The sequence below is a fragment of the Gammaproteobacteria bacterium genome, assembly GCA_034522055.1.
Lineage (GTDB): Bacteria > Pseudomonadota > Gammaproteobacteria > JAABTG01 > JAABTG01 > JAABTG01.
The window spans coordinates 3,220,690-3,239,344 of the sequence record JAXHLS010000002.1; the positions used below are offsets into that span (position 1 = coordinate 3,220,690).

General features: G+C 64.8%; 12 protein-coding genes and 1 tRNA gene. 10 read left to right on the plus strand and 3 right to left on the minus strand.

What is annotated here, in order from left to right:
• Nucleotides 1-183 precede the first annotated feature (183 nt).
• Nucleotides 184-1,509, minus strand: coding sequence for a tyrosine-type recombinase/integrase (locus U5S82_15605; GenBank protein MDZ7753038.1), 1,326 nt, complete (start codon nt 1,507-1,509; stop codon nt 184-186).
• Between the two features lie 459 nt (nt 1,510-1,968).
• Entirely contained in the window at nt 1,969-3,288 is a 1,320-nt protein-coding gene (locus tag U5S82_15610; protein ID MDZ7753039.1) for a dicarboxylate/amino acid:cation symporter, read from the minus strand.
• 204 nt (nt 3,289-3,492) lie between these two features.
• On the opposite strand from U5S82_15610, the gene U5S82_15615 reads away from it, so the two are divergent.
• From U5S82_15615 to U5S82_15625, 3 genes are all read left to right on the plus strand, one after another.
• Complete coding sequence (locus U5S82_15615; protein ID MDZ7753040.1) at nt 3,493-3,957, plus strand: hypothetical protein; 465 nt, start codon at nt 3,493-3,495, stop codon at nt 3,955-3,957.
• 71 nt (nt 3,958-4,028) lie between these two features.
• Complete coding sequence (locus tag U5S82_15620) at nt 4,029-5,171, plus strand: molybdopterin-binding protein (GenBank protein ID MDZ7753041.1); 1,143 nt, start codon at nt 4,029-4,031, stop codon at nt 5,169-5,171.
• Nucleotides 5,158-7,170 (plus strand): molybdopterin biosynthesis protein, encoded by a 2,013-nt coding sequence (locus U5S82_15625; protein MDZ7753042.1) that lies wholly within the window; start codon nt 5,158-5,160, stop codon nt 7,168-7,170. Before U5S82_15620 ends, U5S82_15625 begins: the two co-directional genes overlap by 14 nt.
• A gap of 35 nt (nt 7,171-7,205) precedes the next feature.
• Here U5S82_15625 and U5S82_15630 read toward each other — a convergent pair whose 3' ends face one another.
• Nucleotides 7,206-8,123: a LysR family transcriptional regulator gene (locus tag U5S82_15630; GenBank protein ID MDZ7753043.1), complete on the minus strand. Its 918-nt coding sequence runs from the start codon at nt 8,121-8,123 to the stop codon at nt 7,206-7,208.
• Between the two features lie 294 nt (nt 8,124-8,417).
• On the opposite strand from U5S82_15630, the gene U5S82_15635 reads away from it, so the two are divergent.
• From U5S82_15635 to lon, 7 genes are all read left to right on the plus strand, one after another.
• Entirely contained in the window at nt 8,418-10,406 is a 1,989-nt protein-coding gene (locus U5S82_15635) for an SLC13 family permease (protein ID MDZ7753044.1), read from the plus strand.
• A gap of 65 nt (nt 10,407-10,471) precedes the next feature.
• On the plus strand, nt 10,472-11,824 hold the full coding sequence (gene nhaD / locus U5S82_15640; GenBank protein MDZ7753045.1) for a sodium:proton antiporter NhaD: 1,353 nt from the start codon (nt 10,472-10,474) through the stop codon (nt 11,822-11,824).
• Nucleotides 11,825-12,225: 401 nt separating this feature from the next.
• Nucleotides 12,226-12,310, plus strand: a tRNA-Leu gene (locus tag U5S82_15645).
• A 180-nt stretch (nt 12,311-12,490) separates the two neighbouring features.
• Entirely contained in the window at nt 12,491-13,783 is a 1,293-nt protein-coding gene (gene tig / locus U5S82_15650; protein ID MDZ7753046.1) for a trigger factor, read from the plus strand.
• Nucleotides 13,784-13,810: 27 nt separating this feature from the next.
• Complete coding sequence (gene clpP, locus U5S82_15655; GenBank protein MDZ7753047.1) at nt 13,811-14,455, plus strand: ATP-dependent Clp endopeptidase proteolytic subunit ClpP; 645 nt, start codon at nt 13,811-13,813, stop codon at nt 14,453-14,455.
• A gap of 177 nt (nt 14,456-14,632) precedes the next feature.
• Nucleotides 14,633-15,919 carry an ATP-dependent Clp protease ATP-binding subunit ClpX gene (gene clpX / locus U5S82_15660; protein ID MDZ7753048.1) on the plus strand — a complete coding sequence of 429 codons (1,287 nt, stop codon included), beginning with the start codon at nt 14,633-14,635 and terminating at the stop codon, nt 15,917-15,919.
• 198 nt (nt 15,920-16,117) lie between these two features.
• The gene (gene lon / locus U5S82_15665) at nt 16,118-18,535 is read left to right on the plus strand and encodes an endopeptidase La (protein ID MDZ7753049.1); all 2,418 of its coding nucleotides are present in this window, start codon (nt 16,118-16,120) and stop codon (nt 18,533-18,535) included.
• Nucleotides 18,536-18,655 lie beyond the last annotated feature (120 nt).

Sequence of the window (18,655 nt, forward strand, 5' to 3'; positions counted from 1 at the left end):
GATGCAGGTCATGCAGCCGCCAATCGGCGACGCCAAAGTGAGTATTTCAGCTGTCGACGAAGCATCGACAGCACAGCCGACGGCAGCGGTAAGATGTGCGGCTGTTTGTTCTTCGTTCGGTTCCGCGAGAGTTCCCAGATCCGGTGATCGAAATCGAACTCCGATCACTGCATTGCGGCCACTTCATTGCACCACCGCCCGGTCAACATCAGGGTTCGGTTCACCCTGGCCGCGGTCTATTGCTTCTCGATCTTCATCGCCTGAGGTCCACTTCACCTCGGGCTCGGCCCGACCGGTAATCTTCTCAATGTGTACGCCCCATTGACGAAGGGCCTCGGTGCCCTCCGTCTGATAGGAATGGACATTGTAGACGCGGGCAATGCCGCTCACGACGCCGCTGCGGTGGTTCAGCACAGCTTCGATTACGGCGGGTAGGACACCAAGTCGGGCCATGCCGGACGCCGCGGTCCTTCTTAAATCGTGGTATCGCCAGGGCGCGACAACGGGCCATCTGTCGGGGTCCTCCTGGTGGAGTCGCTCGATCTCGGCATCGAGGTACCGCTTCGACTTCGAGAATCCTGAGACGGGCTTCTTCCCACCGGTCCCGCTGAACACGTATGGGCCGTCAAAGCGGGGGAGTCTCTTCAGGATCTCCCGCGCCGTCTTCGGGAGGGTCACGCGGTGCGGTGTGCCGCGCTTGGTATCCGGGATGGTCCAGACGTCGCCTGCGATATCGTTCCATCGCATATGGGCCAATTCGGTCTCCCGCTGCGCCGTCACTAAAAGGAGGCGCACGAACGGGCCAAAGGGATAACCTAGCGCCCCGGTAGCCTGCCAGACCACCCGGAGCTCCTCGCTGGTCAACACCCGGTCCCGCGGCTTAACCTTGGCGGGGATCTTGAGTCCGGCCAAGGGGGAAGTCGCAAGGATGCCCCGGGCGACGCACCAGTTGAACAGGGCGGCCAGGAGACGGTGAGTCTGCGTTGCCTGTGCGGGGTGCCCATCTTTTAGGTAGCCCTCGGTGATGTCCAGGATGTTGCGGCGGGACACCTGCGTGATGGGCTTGTGCCCGATCTTCTTCTTCACCCGCTTCAGCTCACGCTCGTAGGCATCGGCTGTCTTCTGCTTTAGCTTCACCTTGGCGTGGAGTTCAAGATAGTCGTCGGCGACGGCGTTGAAGCTCTCTCGCGCCGCGTCGGGTAGCACCTCGGTGGGCTGCTGCCGCGGGTCCTCGCCCCTAGTGGCAAGCTCGATGGCAGCTCGTGCGGCCTTTCGGGCTTCAGGTGCGGCGCTACCGGTGGCCGGGTCCGCCTTCGACGTGCGGGCCTTCCCGAGCTTCTGCCATACCGTCTTGCGGCCAAGATCGTAGACGGCATACCACGTCTTGGTCCGGGTGCCCACTCGCAAGCAGAGGCCCGTTACCAAGTCGTCGAAGATGTCAACTTTGGGCTTGCCGGGGGGTGGCTTTGCGTTGGTGATCACCTGGTCGTTGATGCGCTTCCTGGACATACTGATTTTCTCTCAGTGGGTCTTGGTCGGAAAAAGTATCTACCAATTGTCTACCAGAATACCCTTGTTCCGGGGTGTTTGGAAGCGTTAGGGAAGGAGACTCTTGAGAGGCGTAACATATTGATAAACAGTAAGTTAAGCGCAGATCTCTGTTAGGGGGTGTTCTGTAGTGAGACGCGCAAAACAGTAACTCTTAATCAGTAGGTCCAAGGTTCGAATCCTTGACGGCCCACCAATCTAGACAAGGGGTTAGGACGCAAGGCCTAACCCCTTTGCCGTTTTTGGGCCGGCCTTGCTGCGTTGGAATTCTCCTCCTCCCTCGGGCTCCTCTCACACATCCGGGGCGCCGACCGGTGAGCTTTGGTCCCCTCCGACCCTCTCAGCCACTGTGCCAGCTCGGCCTGCACTTTCGAGATCGAAGCCCCCAGAGCCACGACGTCACGCCGCGCGTAACGCCCCTTACTGCGTCTGCGACGGGGCCTCGCCATGGCCGTCCGCCCCCAGCACCGAGCCCGCGTCCGGGTCGTCGAACACCGCGCGGTCCAGGGCCTTTTCGCTCGCGGCGATGACGCAGCTCACGGCGCAGTCTCCGGTGACGTTGCAGGCCGTGCGCATCATGTCCAGCAGGCGGTCCACGCCGATGATAAGCGCGATCCCCTCCACCGGCAGGCCCACCTGGTTGAGCACCATGGTGAGCATGACGAGCCCGACACCGGGGACCGCCGCGGTGCCGATGGAGGCCAGGGTCGCGGTGAGCACCACCATCAGGTAGTCGGTCATCCCCAGGTCCACCCCGTAGACGTGGGCGATGAACACCGTGGCCACCCCCTGCATTATGGCGGTGCCGTCCATGTTGATGGTGGCCCCCAGGGGCACGGTGAAGGAGGCCACCGAGTTGTCGACCCCCATCTTGGCCTCCACCGTGCGCAGGGTCACCGGGATGGTGGCCCCGGAGCTGGCGGTGGAGAAGGCGAATGCTGCGGGGTCGCGCATCTTGGAGAAGAAGCGGGCCAGGCTCAGGCCGGTGAGGGTCTTGAGCACCAGGGAATAGGTGCCGAAGGCGTGGATGGCCAGCGCCGCGGTGAGGGTGAGGAAATAGGCCAGCAGGGGCAGGATGAGGTCCATCCCCTGCTGGGCGAAGGTGCGGGCGATGAGGGCGAAGACGCCGTAGGGGGCGAGGCGCATGATGATCTCCACCATGCGCATGATGACTGCGTCCAGGTCGGCGAACAGGTTGAGCACGTGGCGCCCCCGCTCCCCGGTCATGATGATGGCCACTCCGAACAGGATGGCGAACACGATGATCTGGAGCATGTTGCCCTCGGCCAGGGCCTGGACCGGGTTGTCGGGCACCATGTCGATGAATACCTCCGTGAGAGGCGGCGCCTCCTGCCCGGTGAACTCCACCTCCGCCGCCTCCACGTCGAGCCCCTCCCCGGGGCCTACGGCGGTGGCGAGGGTGAGGGCGATGGTCACCGCCACCGCGGTGGTGAACAGGTATAGCAGCAGGGCCTTGATGCCCATGCGCCCGAGGGCGTTCAGGCTGCCCAGGGAGGTCACGCCCCCCACCAGGGAGACGAACACCAGGGGCACGACGATCATCTTCAGGGCCGCCACGAAGATGGCGCCGACCACGTAGAGGATGCCGTCCACCAGGTAGGTCTGGACCAGGGTCTGGTCCTGGAACGGGTTCAGCACCATGCCTGCCACGGCGCCGGCCACCAGGGCCACCAGGATGCGGATGGTGAGGGATGGGTTGCGGGCTGGCGGCGCGTTCACGGGTGCTCTCTGCGATTGGATTGGCGCAGGATGCCCGCCGGCAACCATCGGCGCAAGCAAGCGCCGCCCCGGGACTGCCATCCCCTTCAGGACCACCGCCGCGGCGAGAGGAAATTCTTTTCTCCACGTCTTTCGCCTGCCATGGACGGCGACCAAACTCCTTGTAGAATGGCCTTCCCCAGTGCAAGCCGAAGAGATGCCACCATGATGACCCGTAACGCCACCCGGGGCACTGCCCTCCTGTTCTTTATTTCCGCCGGCCTGGTGGGTTGCGGCGGCGACGAGGCGCCTTCGTCGGCACAGGAAGGGGCGCCCACCGCCCCGGAGACCGCACCCGCGCCGGACCGGCAGTCGGCCACTAACGATGCTCCCGCATCCGGGCAGGAGTCGCGGCTGTCCCGGGAGGGCCGCGAGTGGACAGAGCAGAGCAGGGAGTTGGGAGCCGCGGCGGTGGAGTCGGGCAAGGAGACGGCGAAGGAACTCTCTGAGAAGGGTGGAGCCGCCTGGCAGGACATCAAGGAAGGCTCGGGTGAGCTCTACGAGAAGGCGAAGGAAAAGGGTGCCGAGGCCTATGACGCCACGAAGGAAAAGGGCAAACAGGCCATGGATTACGCGAAAGAGCGCTATCAGGAGACTACCGGGGAGCCGAAGGCGGACGGCGAACGCTAGCGATACCCTGGCAGCCCATGGCTCCCGACGTTTCAGGCTTTTCCGTTCAGGGCCCAAGTCGTGCGGCACCGGTGCCGCCGGAGCACGCTCTGGAGTGGCTGGATAGCAATATCGCGGCCCTGCCCGGGGAGGCCGTGACCCTGGGCGCCGCCTACGCCCGGGTGCTGGCCCGGCCGGTGCAAGCCGCTGCCGCCCTGCCGGCCACTGCCCTGGCGGGCCGCAACGGCTATGCCGTCCATATCCGGGCCACCATCGGGGCCAGCAGCTACAGCCCCTTGCGCTTGCGATTGCGCAAGGGGAGCGGGGACGGCGGGTTGGCCGTGGATGAGGCCGTGGCGGTGGCTAGTGGTGCCCCCCTGCCGGAGGGCGCCGATGGTGTGCTGCCGCGGGAGGAGGCCGAAGTCCTCGGGTCGGTGCTGGAGATATATGGCGCAGTGGCGGCGGGGGAGCACGTGCTGGCGGCGGGGGCTGAGGCCGCCGCGGGTGCCACCGTGCTGGCTTCGGGCCACCGCCTGCGGGCCCATGATCTGGCCCAGCTGGCGGCCCTCGGTGTGGAGACCGTCATGGTCGTGCGCCGGCCGCGGGTCCGCCTGGTGGCGGCCCCCGGGGGGCCGCTGGCGGCGGGAGATACGGCCGGTCTCATGCTCGAGAGCCTGGTGCGACGCGATGGGGGGGCGGTGGAGGGACGCCATCTGGCCACCGATGCGGCGGCCCTTGAGGCCCGTCTGGCGGCGCCGGGTGGGGACCTGCTGCTCGTCTACGGCGGCAGCGGGGACGGCGAGGGTGATTTTGCCGCCGCCGCCCTGGCCCGCGGCGATGTCCTGGAGGTCCATGGCGTCGCCATCAATCCCGGGGAGACGGTGGGTCTCGGCCGCCTCGGGGGACGGCCCGTGATCCTGCTGCCCGGCGCGCCTCTGGCCTGCCTGTGCGCCTACGAGCTGTTGGCGGGGCGTGCCGTGCGGCGCCTCGCCGGGGACGGCGGGGATTGGCCCTACGTCGTTCGACACGCCACCCTCCAATCCAAGGTGGCCTCGCGGCTGGGGCGGCTGGAGTTCTGCCGGGTACGCCTCGAAGGCGACCGCGCGGTGCCCCTGGCCGTGAGTGAGGGGCGCCTGCTGGCCTCGGCGGTGGCGGCCGATGGCTTCGTGATCATTCCCATGCACAGCGAAGGTTACCCGGAGGGTACGGAGGTGGAGGTGCATGTCTTCCAGTGATCCCGCTGCCACGGCCCGCCAGGCGGCCGAGGCTCTGCAGCGGCGCCGTCGCGCCGCCACCCAGCAGCAGTTTCTGGAGGTGGTGGACGCCGACGAGGCGCGCCGGCGCTTCGCCGCGGCGCTGCGGCCGGCGCCGCTGGGCCCGGAGACGGTGCCCCTGGCGGCGGCCCTGCACCGCATCCTCGCCGCGGACGTGGTGGCGGGGGTGGACGTGCCCAACTTCGATCGCGCCAACGTGGATGGCTTTGCGGTGCGCGCCGCCGATACCGCCGGGGCCGGCGAGGAGGCCCCCTGCCGCCTGCGACTCAATCCGGAGGTACTCACGCCGGGCGTCGAGGCGGTGTGTACGGTGGAGCCGGGCACCGCGACGGTGCTGGCCACCGGCGCCGTCATCCCCCGCGGGGCGGACGCGGTGGTGATGGTGGAAGACACGGAGCTCGCGGACGACGGGGAACTGTTGCTGATACGCCGGCCGACCGCCACCGGCGCTTTCGTCACCTTCGCCGGTACCGATGTGGGGCGGGGCGAGACGGTACTGCATGCCGGCCAGGTGCTGACCTCCCGGGAGGTGGGCCTGCTGGCGGCGGTGGGGCAGCCCGAGGCGGTGGTGTATCGCCGCCCGCGGGTGGCGGTGATCTCCACCGGCGACGAGGTGGTGGCCCCCGGCGAGCCCCTGGGGCGGGGCCGCGTCTACGACTCCAACGAAGCTATCGTCGCCGCCGCGGTGGAGGAACTGGGTTGCGAGGCGGTACGCCTCGGCGCCGTGGCCGACGACCCGGTGGCCATGGAGGCGATGGTGCGACGGGGGTTGGCGTGCGACATGGTGATCCTGTCGGGGGGCACCTCCAAGGGTGCCGGTGACCTCTCCTACCACGTCATCAGTGGCCTCGGGGCGCCGGGGATCGTGGTCCATGGCGTCGCCATCAAGCCGGGCAAGCCCCTGTGCCTGGCGGTGGCCGACGGCAAGCCCCTGGTGATCCTGCCGGGCTTTCCCACCTCGGCCATCTTCACCTTCCATGAGTTCGTGGCGCCGGTGCTGCTGCAGATGGCCGGCAGCCGGGAGCGCCGGCGCGCCGGCGTCGAAGCCCGTCTCGCGGTGCGCACGCGCTCGGAGAGCGGCCGCACCGAATACCTGATGGTCAACCTGCTGCGCACCGCCGGGGGCTATGCCGCCTATCCCACGGGCAAGAACTCGGGGGCCGTCACCACCTTCAGCAAGGCCGACGGTTTCATGGTCATTCCCGCCCAGACGGAGCAGCTGGCCGCCGACACGCCCGTGGAGGTGCAGCTCATTTCGGAGCGGCTGGAGCCCGCGGATCTGGTGACCATCGGCAGCCATTGCGTGGGACTCGACCGGTTGCTGGGGCGCTTGCAGGGGGAGGGCCTGGTCATCAAGTCCCTCCATGTGGGCAGTATGGGGGGGCTGGCCGCGGCCCGGCGCGGCGAGTGCGACATCGCCGGGGTCCATCTCATGGATCCCGACACCCAGGAATACAACCGGCCCTTCCTGGAACCGGGCATGGAACTGGTGAAGGGCTATCGCCGCCTCCAGGGGGTGGTGTTCCGTGCCGGCGACGCCCGCTTCGCCGCTGCCGCCACGCCGGAGGAGGGGGTGGCGGCGGCCCTGGCCGACCCCCGGTGCATCATGGTCAACCGCAATGCCGGCAGTGGTACCCGGGTGCTCATCGACCGGCTGCTGGGTGATCGCCAGCCGGCGGGCTACGGGGTCCAGACCAACTCCCACAACGCCGTGGCCAGCGCCGTCGCCCAGGGCCGTGCTGATTGGGGGGTGGCCATCGATACCGTGGCCCGGGAGTATGGCCTCGATTTTCTCCCCTTAAAGGAGGAACACTACGACTTCGTCATCCCCGAGAGTCGGCTGGAGCGCCCGGCGGTGGGGCGTTTCCTGGCCCTGCTCCACAGCGAGGAGGGACGCGCCCTGCTTGCCGCCCTGGGCTTCAGGCACGGCGGCGAGGCGGCGAATGCCGGGCCAGCTTAACGGCAACGAGGGCGCTCTGACGTGGGCGGCGCCGCCTATCTGGCTTCGCCGCCGGCGGGCAGGCCCTGGAGCAGCTGGATGAAGGCGTTGGCCACGGGGTTGTTCAGGGTGGACCGGGTGCGCGCCGCCCACAGGGTGCGCATGATGCGCAGTCCCTGCACCTTGATGTGGAACAGCTCCCCCGAGCGCAGGGCGTCCTCCAGGGCGAAGCGGGGCAGGAAGCTGACGTAGGGGCCGCGCTGGAGCATCTCGATGATGGTGTCGGTGGAGCCCACCTCCATGGCCACGGGGATGTGGGGGATGTCGATGGCGGCCAGGGCCTGTTCAAGCGCGGTGCGGGTGGAGGAGCGGGCCTCCCGCAGCACGTAGTCCAGGTCGGGGATGCGCGCCACGGGCAGGGGATCGCTGCCCCACAAGGGATGATTGGGGCCGCACACCATCAGCAGCTCGTCCTCCAGCCACTTCTGCACCAGGATGTCGGGGTGGTCCGGGGCCATCTCCAGTAGCGCCAGATCTGCCAGGCCGGTGGCGAGACGAGTCTGGATCCAGCGGCTGTAGTTCATCTGGCTGACGATGCGGTAGTCGGGATGGGCGCGCGCGAAACGCATCAGCAGGTCCGGCAGCAGGTGCTCGCCGATGGCGGACGTCACCTCGAGACGCAGGGTGCTGCGACCGGCCCGCAGGGAGGCCAGATCGTCCTGCAGGGAGCCGTGATGGTCGAGGGCCAGACGCGCGTAGTTGTAGACCTTCTCGCCGGCAGCGGTGAGCTGCAGGCGCCGGCCCTTGCGTTCCATCAGGGCCTCGCCATAGCAGTTCTCCAGGGCCCGCAGGCGCTTGGTGACGGCGGGTTGTCCCACGTGTAGGGCGGTGGCGGCCTCGTTCACCCCACCCAGTTCCACCACGGCCCGCAGGGCCGCCAGGCCATTCAGGTCCGGAAGAACGTCATATTCCATATAAGAATATTTGTAAGTAACAATTCATTTGTAATGTAGCTCATTCATGGGGAGAATTACCCATCTCTGGGATGAATTGGCGCCCCTGACGCGATCCGCGCTCCAGAATTTCGGCGAGCGCTCAGTTTCCAATAAAGAATATCTTGCCAGGCATAGCCTGGGCTAATGGAGCCCTGGTGCGGGGACGCCGGTTTCCGTTCGCGGCGCCGGGCCATGTCGTTCCGTCACGGCGTGGCCGTGGCCGGCGCCTGCCCATCATCCGGTTTCCGAAATACAAAATCTGGAGAAATCACCGTGACAGCCTTGGCAGATGAAGAAAAGGTATCCGCAAGCAGTGGCGGCCTGACCCGCAACCAATGGGTGGCCGGTGTCGTCTTCTTCGTCGTCGCCCTCGGCCTCGGCATGGTGGTGCCCAACACGGAGATCGCGTGGGTCACCGGCATCCTGCTGCTCACCATCTACCTGTTCGCCTTCGAGGTGGTGGGGGTGGACGTGGCGGCCATCAGTATCATGGTTTTGCTGGGGCTGACGGACCTGCTCGCGCCTCTCATGGGCATCGACCAGGGCCTGGTGGACCCCCGCAGCCTGTTTGACGGTTTCGCTTCCAACGCCGTGATGTCCATCATCGCAGTCATGATCATCGGCGCCGGCCTGGACAAGACGGGCGTCATGACCCGGGTGGCGGGCTTCATCCTGCGTGTCGGCGGCACCACCGAGACCCGCATTATCCCCATCATCTCCGGCACCGTCGGCGTTATATCCTCTTTCATGCAGAACGTGGGGGCCGCCGCCCTGTTCCTGCCGGTGGTGGGCCGTATCTCCGCCCGCACCGAGATCCCCATGTCCCGCCTGCTCATGCCCATGGGCTTCTGCGCTATCCTCGGCGGCACCGTGACCATGGTGGGTTCGAGTCCGTTGATTTTGCTCAATGACCTCATGCTCACCTCCAACAAGGCACTGCCGGCGGAGCAGCAGATGGAGACCTGGTCCCTGTTCTCCGTGACCCCCATCGGCCTCGCCCTGGTGGCCACGGGCATCATCTATTTTGTCATCGCCGGACGCTGGGTGCTGCCGGTGAGGGCAACGGAAGAGGGGGGCGGCAGCGCCAAGAAGGCCAAGGATTACTTCGAGAGCCTCTACGGCGTTAACTACGATCTCTACGAGGTGGTGGTGCCCGCCGAGAGCCCCCTGGTGGGCAAGAACCTCGACGATATCGAGGGCTACCACGCGGTGAGGGTGGTGGCAGTGGACAAGGGAGACGGGCCGCGCTTCGGGGCCAACTCGGTGGACCGCGACACCGGCATCGAGGCCGGCACCATCCTCGGTTTGCTGGCCGCTCCTTCCGTCTTCGGCCCCTTCGCCCTGGCGGCCCAGGTGGACGTGCGCAGGGGGCTGGAGACCTTCGCCAACGCCCTGGTGTCATCCAAGGCCGGCATCGCCGAACTGGTGATTCCGCCAGGTTCCAAGCTCATCGGCAAGACCGCCCGGGACATGGCCATGCGCAAGGCCTTCGGTCTCTCGGTGCTGGCCATCAACCGCGGTGGCGAGACCATCACCCGGGAGGGTGGAGGGGTACGGGCGACGCCTTTCCAGGCCGGCGACGTGCTGGTGGGGTATATCACCTGGGACGACTTGGCGCGTCTGGAGAAGAATTCGGATTTTGTCATCATCACCACGGAATATCCCCACGAGGAACTGCGGCCCCAGAAGGTGAAGTGGGCCGGGTTGTTCTTCGCCCTGGCCTTGTTCCTGGTGCTGTTCACGGATGTGCGGCTGTCCGTGGCCCTGCTCACCGGGGCCTTGGGGATGGTGCTGTCGGGGGTGCTCAAGATCGAGGAGGCCTACGACGCGGTGTCGTGGAAGACCGTGTTCCTGCTGGCCTCCCTGATCCCTCTGGGCCTCGCGGTGGAGACCACGGGCACGGCGAAGTGGATCGCCGATCAGACCCTCCTGGTGGTGGGGGACATGCCCTCCTGGGTCATCCAGGCGGCCATCGCCGTACTGGCCACCTTCTTCACCCTGGTGATGTCCAACGTGGGGGCCACGGTGCTGCTGGTGCCCCTGGCGGTGAACATCGCCATCGGCGCAGGGGAAGACCCGGCCCTCTACGCCCTCACGGTGGCCCTGGCCACCTCCAACTCCTTCCTCATCCCGACCCACCAGGTGAATGCCCTCATCATGGCCCCCGGGGGGTACGGCGTGCCCGACTACATACGGGCCGGCGGCGTCATGACCATCCTGTTTCTGGTGGTCATGCTGCCCATGCTGAACCTCGTCTACTGATGCGCTTCGCTCACTTGGTCCGCGCCGTCGTTCTCATCGCCCTGGCAGGGGTACCCGGAGTAGTGATGGCCATGCCCGAGCGCATGGATCTCACCGGTCACTGGGTGGGCTTCACGGCCATCGCCCTGTTCGTCATCGCCTACGGGCTGGTCATGGCGGAGGAGTTCACCCACCTGCGCAAGTCCAAGCCCATGATCATCGCCGCCGGCCTCATCTGGGCCTTCATCGGCCTGGTCTATACCGGTCATGGCGACACCGAGACCGCCCAGCAGGCCCTGCGGCACTACATCCTGGAGTTCGCGGAGCTGGGCCTGTTCCTGCTGGTGGCCATGACCTATATCAACGCCATGGAGGAACGCCGGGTCTTCGATGCCCTGCGCTCGTGGCTGGTGCGTTCCGGTTTCGGGTTCCGGCAGTTGTTCTGGATCACCGGCCTGCTGGCTTTCTTCATATCGCCCGTAGCCGATAACCTCACCACCGCGCTGCTCATGGCCACGGTGGTGCTGTCGGTGGGCGGGGACAATGCCCGCTTCGTCACCCTGGCGTGCATCAACATCGTGGTGGCCGCCAACGCCGGCGGGGCCTTCAGCCCCTTCGGGGACATCACCACCCTGATGGTATGGCAGAAGGGCATAGTGGAGTTCTGGGGCTTCTTCGCCCTGTTCATTCCCTCGGTGGTGAATTTCCTCATCCCCGCCACGCTGATGCACTTCGCGGTGCCCCGGGAGCAGCCCGTGGTGGTGGAGGAGGCGGTCACCCTGCACCGGGGTGCCCGCCGGATCATTCTTTTGTTCTTGGCCACCATCGCCACCGCCGTGGTATTCCACAATTTCCTGCATCTGCCGCCGGTGGTGGGGATGCTGACGGGTATGGGTTATCTGCAGATCTTCGGCTACTACCTGAGTCGTACCCTCGAGCGCGACCACCGGCACTTGGAGCACAAGGGCTTCGAGCGCGGCGAGTTGGGTGATATCGTGCCCTTCGACGTATTCGAATCGGTGGCGCGTTCCGAGTGGGATACCCTGTTCTTCTTCTATGGCGTGGTGGCCTGTGTCGGGGGGCTTGGCTTTATCGGTTATCTGGAACTGGTCTCCCACACCATGTATCTGGGTTGGGGGGCCACTCAGGCCAACGTGGCGGTGGGGGCGCTGTCCGCCATCGTCGACAACATCCCGGTGATGTTCGCGGTGCTCAGCATGGAGCCGGATATGTCCCATGGGCAGTGGCTGCTGGTGACCCTCACTGCTGGGGTGGGGGGCTCCCTGCTGTCGGTGGGTTCCGCCGCGGGGGTGGCCCTCATGGGACTGGCCCGCGGCAAGTACACCTTCTTCGGGCACCTGCGTTGGATGCCGGTGATTCTGCTGGGTTATGCCGGCAGCATCGTCGCCCACTTCTGGGTCAACGCCCGGTTCTTCTGACCCCGGTTCGACGCCGGCCTCTCGGTTGCCTCGTGGGGCCCGATAGACACGTGGGCCCACGGTAAACGCTGAATTCTTCAGTGTTTAACGTGAAAGTCGCGAAGCACGAACTTCCCCTCTCCCTCTGGGACAAATCCGTCGGGAACGGATTTGAACGCGCCTTGGCGCGGCCCGCAGGGCGAAGGGCAGGATGCCTGGAGTACAGGGATGGGGTGAGGGAACGAACATGGCGATACGCGCTCTTCTTTCATCATCTTGGGCGGCGCGTATCGCCATGAGAGTTAATTCCATGACGCATTGATAATGAATATCCTCCCCCCGCGTGCGTATAATCTTCTATAAGTTTCGTCCCGCCACTGGCCCGGAAGCGTGGGTGGGTGGGTTAACTTTATGTTTTTTATGCGAAAGTGGCGGAATTGGTAGACGCGCTGGATTTAGGTTCCAGTCCCGTAAGGGGTGAGAGTTCGAATCTCTTCTTTCGCACCAGCCAGCGGGGGAGGTTACCCCGACCCCTGAAACCGAAGAACGCTGGTCGTAGAGGGGCGGCCGCCGGACAAAACCTTGGCAGGCTTAGGTTGAAACGGTTTTCCTTAAACTGAAATTCTAATGGGGACCCGGTGATGGGGATGCGAGGCATTTCTGTCGGGGCAGAAGCGAGGTGAGTAGATGCAAGTATCAGTGAGCGCCGGTGACGGTTTGGAGCGACGCATGACGGTTCAGATCCCGGAGGAGCAGATCTCCCCGGAAGTGGACAAGCGACTTCAGTCGTTGCAACGCACGGCCAGGCTGGACGGCTTCCGTCCGGGCAAGGTGCCGTTCAAGGTCCTCAAGCAGAAGTACAGTGACGGCGTGCGTCACGAGGTCCTGACCGGGCTGGTGGAGGCCACCTATCCCCAGGCCCTGATGCAGGAGGGCCTGAAGCCTGCCGGCGCCCCCAGCATCGGCGATATGACCGACCAGAAAGGTGAGGGTTTCTCCTACACCGCCACCTTCGAGGTCTATCCCGACATCCAGGTGCCCGATCCAGGCGCCTTTCAGTTGGTACGGGAGAACGCCGAGGTCACCGACCAGGATGTGGACGCCATGCTGGAGACCCTGCGTGCCCAGCGCGCCACCTGGGAGGACGTGGACCGTCCGGCCGAGATGGGCGACCAGGTCATCGCCGACTTCGCGGGCACCGTGGACGGCGCGCCCCTGGAGGGCGGTGCCGGCAGTGACTTGCCCATCGAATTGGGGACCGGGCGTCTCATCGATGGTTTCGAGGCGGGTCTCGTGGGCCTCCAGGCCGGCGATCAGAAGACCCTGGAACTGAGCTTTCCCGAGGGTTACCACGCGGAGCAACTCTCCGGCAAGCCGGTGTCCTTCGAGGTCACGGTCAAGAAGGTCCAGAGCAGACGCCTGCCGGAGTTCGACGAGGAATTCGTCCAGTCCTTCGGTATCGACAGCGGCCGGGTGGAGGATCTCAAGGCGGATGTGCGGGTCAACATGGAGCGTGAACTCGAGGACGCCCTCAAGAATCGCGTCAAGGGGCGTGTCATCGAGGCCCTGTTGGGTGCGGCGGACATGGACGTGCCCCAGGCACTCGTTAAGACGGAGGCGGAGCGTATTGCATCGGCCGCGAAGGCGGACCCGAATCGGCCGCCCCTGGACGTCGATGCGCTGCAGCCGGAGGCGCGGCGCCGGGTGGCGGTAGCCCTCCTGATGACGGAGATCGTCAGCGCCAACGGGATCAAGCTGGATGAGGACAAGGTCCGCGAGCAGGTCAATAATATCGCCGCCAGCTACGAAGACAGCCAGCAGGTGGTGGACTGGTATTATGGCGACCCCCAGCGGCTCAATGAGGTGCAGTCGCTGGTGATGGAGAATCAGGTGGTGGACTGGGTGCTGGAACGGGCCCAGGTCACCGAGGAACGGCGCTCGTTTGACGAGATCATGAAACCGGGTCAGACTTCTTCCTGACCCTCAACCCGGGTCACGCATAACCACATGTCCGATACAAATCATTTAAAGCACCCCATGGAGCCCTCCGCGCTCAACCTCGTACCCATCGTGGTCGAGCAGTCTTCCCGGGGTGAGCGTTCCTATGACATCTACTCCAGGCTGCTCAAGGAGCGGGTGGTGTTCCTGGTGGGACCCGTGGAGGATCAGGTGGCCAACCTCGTGGTGGCCCAGCTGCTGTTCCTCGAATCGGAGAATCCCGACAAGGATATCCACTTTTATATCAATTCCCCGGGCGGGGCCGTGACGGCCGGATTGGCCATTTACGATACCATGCGCTTCATCAAGCCGGACATCAGCACCATGTGTGTGGGCCAGGCGGCCAGCATGGGGGCGCTGTTGCTGGCGGGCGGGGCCAAGGGCAAGCGATTCTGCCTGCCCCATTCCCGCATGATGATCCATCAGCCCCTGGGGGGCTATCAGGGTCAGGCGTCGGATATCGACATTCACGCCCGGGAGATCCTGAAGATCCGTGAACAATTGAACCAGATCATGGCCGAACACACTGGGCAACCCCTGGAGCGTATCCGTGAGGATACGGAGAGGGATTTCTTCATGGGGGGCGAGGAGGCCGTGAAGTACGGCCTCGTGGATGAAGTGCTGGCGCTGCGCGGGCAGACCGCAAACACCTGAGGCGAGTCGGATTCCGACCCGCTGTGGCACAGGGGTTGCGGCCATCCGCGCCGGCGTCGCGCCGCCGGGGATGAGGGGCGGTGACATAGCACGTCATCGCCGTGCGCCGATGATTCCGTCGCGGAATCGCCCGGGGCCTGTGAAAATGCGAGGAGCTTGAATTGAGGTGGCCGTATTATGACTAATGACAAGCCGGGGAAAGGTGGAGACGGAGACAGGTTGCTGTACTGCTCCTTCTGCGGGAAGAGCCAGCACGAGGTCCGCAAGCTGATAGCGGGGCCGTCGGTCTTCATATGCGACGAATGCGTCGAGCTGTGCAACGACATCATTCGCGAGGAGATCCAGGAGAAGGCGGCGTCCCATCAGGGCAGCAAGCTCCCTTCCCCCAAGGAGATCAACACCATCCTGGACGACTACGTGGTGGGTCAGGACCACGCCAAGAAGGTGCTCTCCGTGGCGGTCTACAACCACTACAAGCGCCTGGAGACCGGCACCAAGGGCGACGACGTCGAACTGTCCAAGAGCAACGTGCTGCTCATCGGCCCCACGGGTTGCGGCAAGACCCTGCTGGCCGAGACCCTGGCGCGGTTGCTGAACGTACCCTTCACCATCGCCGATGCCACCACCCTCACGGAAGCGGGCTACGTGGGGGAGGACGTGGAGAACATCATCCAGAAGCTGCTGCAGAAGTGCGACTACGACGTGGAGAAGGCTCAGACGGGTATCGTCTACATCGACGAGATCGACAAGATCTCCCGCAAGTCCGACAACCCGTCCATCACCCGCGATGTGTCCGGTGAGGGCGTCCAGCAGGCGCTGCTCAAGCTGGTGGAAGGCACGGTGGCATCGGTGCCGCCCCAGGGGGGCCGCAAGCATCCCCAGCAGGAGTTCCTGCAGGTCAACACGGCCAACATCCTGTTCATCTGTGGTGGCGCCTTCGGCGGTCTGGACAAGATCATCAAGGAGCGTTCCACCGAGCGCGGTGGCATCGGTTTCAAGGCCGAGGTCCGGGGCAAGGATGATGTGAAACCGGTGGGAGAGGTGCTCTCCGACGTGGAGCCGGAAGACCTCATCAAGTTCGGGCTCATACCGGAGTTCGTCGGGCGCCTGCCCGTGGCCGCGACCCTGGGCGAGCTGGACGAGGCCCAACTGGTACAGATCCTCACCGAACCCAAGAACGCCATCACCAAGCAGTACGAGCGCATGTTCGCCATGGAAGGGGCCGAAGTGGAGTTCCGGGACGAAGCCCTGCGGGCGGTGGCGCGCAAGGCCATGGAGCGCAAGACCGGTGCCCGCGGCCTGCGTTCCATCCTGGAGCACGTGTTGCTGGATACGATGTACGACCTGCCATCCATGGAGGGTGTCCACAAGGTCGTGGTGGACGAGGGCGCTATCAAAGGAGAGAGCCGCCCCCTGATTATCTACGAAGGCGATGCGGACAGGAAGCTGGCCGCCTCCGACTGACGTTGCGGCGCCGTGGCGGGCGCCTTGAATTCCGGTGATGCGGGACCCACGTAGTTAGTCATTCGCCGCGGGGCTTCAAGAAAGTCTCTCGAACAGACACAAGGCGGTGGTCGTGCGAAGGGATACCCGACGCCTCAAGCCCCGCTAAACGCACCAGAGGTAACAAACGTGGCCGACACCAAGAATTCCCCCAACGCGATGGATGAGCAGACCGTCATCACTCCGGTACTTCCCTTGCGCGACGTGGTGGTCTATCCGCATATGGTCATCCCCCTGTTCGTAGGTAGAGAGAAGTCCATCGCGGCCTTGGAACAGGCCATGGAGGACGGCAAGCAGATCCTCCTGCTGGCGCAGAAAAACGCGTCCCAGGACGACCCGCAACCCGAAGATATCTATCGGGTCGGCACCCTCGCCACCATCCTGCAGCTGCTGAAGCTGCCCGACGGCACAGTCAAGGTGCTGGTGGAGGGTGTCAAACGGGCTACCGTGCTGCACTTCATCGGCGAGAAGGAGTTCTTCTCGGCCCAGGCCAGGGTATTCGAGGATGAGGTGGTCAGCGACCGCGAGGCGGATGTTTTGACCCGCTCCGTGCTGGCGCAGTTCGAACAATACGTCAAACTGAACAAGAAGGTGCCGCCGGAGATTCTGGCCTCCCTGTCCAGCATCGATGAGCCCGGTCGCCTCGCCGACACCATCGCCGCCCATCTCGCCGTGAAGCTGGACGAGAAGCAGAAGCTCCTCGAGGTGGAGAACGTGCGCGAGCGGCTGGAGGCCCTGGTGGCCCTGATGGAAGGCGAGCTCGACCTGCTACAGGTGGAGAAGCGCATCCGCGGCCGCGTCAAGAAGCAGATGGAGAAGAGCCAGCGCGAGTACTATCTGAATGAGCAGATGAAGGCCATCCAGAAGGAACTCGGCGACATGGACGACGCCCCCAACGAGATCGAGGATCTGGCGAACAAGATCGAGTCATCGGGGATGCCCAAGGAGGCCAAGGACAAGGCCACCTCCGAACTCAACAAGCTGAAGATGATGTCGCCCATGTCGGCCGAGGCCACCGTGGTGCGCAACTACGTGGACTGGCTGGTGAGCGTGCCGTGGAAGAAGCGCACCAAGATCCGCCATGATCTGAAAAAGGCGGAGGAGGTCCTGGATGAGGACCACTATGGCCTGGAGCGGGTCAAGGAGCGCATCATCGAGTACCTCGCGGTGCAACAGCGGGTCAAGAAACTCAAGGGCCCGATCCTCTGCCTGGTAGGTTCGCCCGGCGTGGGTAAGACCTCCGTGGGACGCTCCATCGCCCGGGCGACCAACCGCAAGTTTGCGCGCATGGCCCTGGGCGGTGTGCGCGACGAGGCGGAGATACGGGGTCACCGCCGCACCTATATCGGCGCCCTGCCCGGCAAGATCGTTCAGAACCTGGCCAAAGTGGGGGCGCGCAACCCGCTGTTCCTGCTGGACGAGGTGGACAAGATGTCCATGGATTTCCGCGGCGACCCGGCGTCCGCCCTGCTGGAGGTTCTGGACCCGGAGCAGAACAACACCTTCAACGACCATTATCTCGAGGTGGACTACGATCTCTCCGAGGTCATGTTCGTCACCACCGCCAATACCCTCAATATCCCGCCACCGCTGCTGGACCGCATGGAGGTGATACGCCTCTCCGGCTACACGGAGGACGAGAAGCTCAACATCGCCACCCGTTACCTGATACCCAAGCAGGTGAAGAACAACGGCTTGAAGGAAGAAGAGATCACCATCAGCGAAAGCGCCATCCGGGACATCATTCGGTACTATACCCGCGAGGCCGGGGTGCGCAATCTGGAACGGGAGATATCGAAAATCTGCCGCAAGGTGGTGAAACGTTTGCTCGTCGAGCAGGACACCACCCGGGTCATGGTGAATGCCCGCAACATCGACAAGTATCTGGGTGTGAAGCGCTTTCGCTTCGGTCGCGCCGACGAGGAGGATCGTATCGGTCAGGTCACGGGCCTCGCCTGGACCGAGGTGGGGGGCGATCTCCTCACCATAGAGGCCGCCATCATGCCCGGCAAGGGCAAGCTCAGCCATACCGGGCAACTCGGTGACGTGATGCAGGAATCCATCCAGGCCGCCATGTCGGTGGTGAGGAGCCGCACCGCCTTCCTGGGTATCGAAGAAGAGTTCTACCAGCAACACGATATCCACGTCCACGTGCCCGAGGGGGCCACGCCGAAGGATGGGCCGAGTGCGGGCGTGGGCATGTGCACGTCTCTGGTGTCCGTGCTCACGGGGATCCCCGTGCGCTCTTCCGTGGCCATGACCGGCGAGATCACCCTGCGAGGCGAGGTGCTGCCCATCGGCGGCCTCAAGGAGAAACTGCTGGCCGCTCTGCGCGGTGGCATTGAAACCGTGCTGATTCCGGAAGAGAATAGGCGCGACTTGGTGGAGATCCCCAACAATATCAAAAAGAATCTCGACATCCGGTGCGTGCGCTGGATAGAGCAGGTCCTGCCGGTCGCCTTGCAGCACATGCCGGACCATCTGCCGAAAACGGGCAAGGAAGGGGAAAACACCGACAAGGTCGTGGAGCCGGCGGCGCCCGTGAAGAAGAAGGGTGGTCGTATAACGGCCCACTGAAGGCGGCGGTCGGAGTTCCCTCCCGGGGCGACTCTGGACGGGGTTACCCGGGAGGGTGGCCTTGAGCGGTCGGGGTCACTTTGGGCAGACACTGTCCGGAAAATATATTTAACGGCTTTG

Excerpts from the sequence above, each read along its gene's own strand:
- U5S82_15605 (MDZ7753038.1), bottom strand. The coding sequence starts at position 1,509 with ATGTCCAGGAAGCGCATCAACGACCAGGTGATCACCAACGCAAAGCCA.
- U5S82_15615 (MDZ7753040.1), top strand. The coding sequence starts at position 3,493 with ATGATGACCCGTAACGCCACCCGGGGCACTGCCCTCCTGTTCTTTATT.
- U5S82_15625 (MDZ7753042.1), top strand. The coding sequence starts at position 5,158 with ATGTCTTCCAGTGATCCCGCTGCCACGGCCCGCCAGGCGGCCGAGGCT.
- U5S82_15630 (MDZ7753043.1), bottom strand. The coding sequence starts at position 8,123 with ATGGAATATGACGTTCTTCCGGACCTGAATGGCCTGGCGGCCCTGCGG.
- nhaD (MDZ7753045.1), top strand. The coding sequence starts at position 10,472 with ATGGCCATGCCCGAGCGCATGGATCTCACCGGTCACTGGGTGGGCTTC.
- tig (MDZ7753046.1), top strand. The coding sequence starts at position 12,491 with ATGCAAGTATCAGTGAGCGCCGGTGACGGTTTGGAGCGACGCATGACG.
- clpP (MDZ7753047.1), top strand. The coding sequence starts at position 13,811 with ATGTCCGATACAAATCATTTAAAGCACCCCATGGAGCCCTCCGCGCTC.
- clpX (MDZ7753048.1), top strand. The coding sequence starts at position 14,633 with ATGACTAATGACAAGCCGGGGAAAGGTGGAGACGGAGACAGGTTGCTG.
- lon (MDZ7753049.1), top strand. The coding sequence starts at position 16,118 with ATGGATGAGCAGACCGTCATCACTCCGGTACTTCCCTTGCGCGACGTG.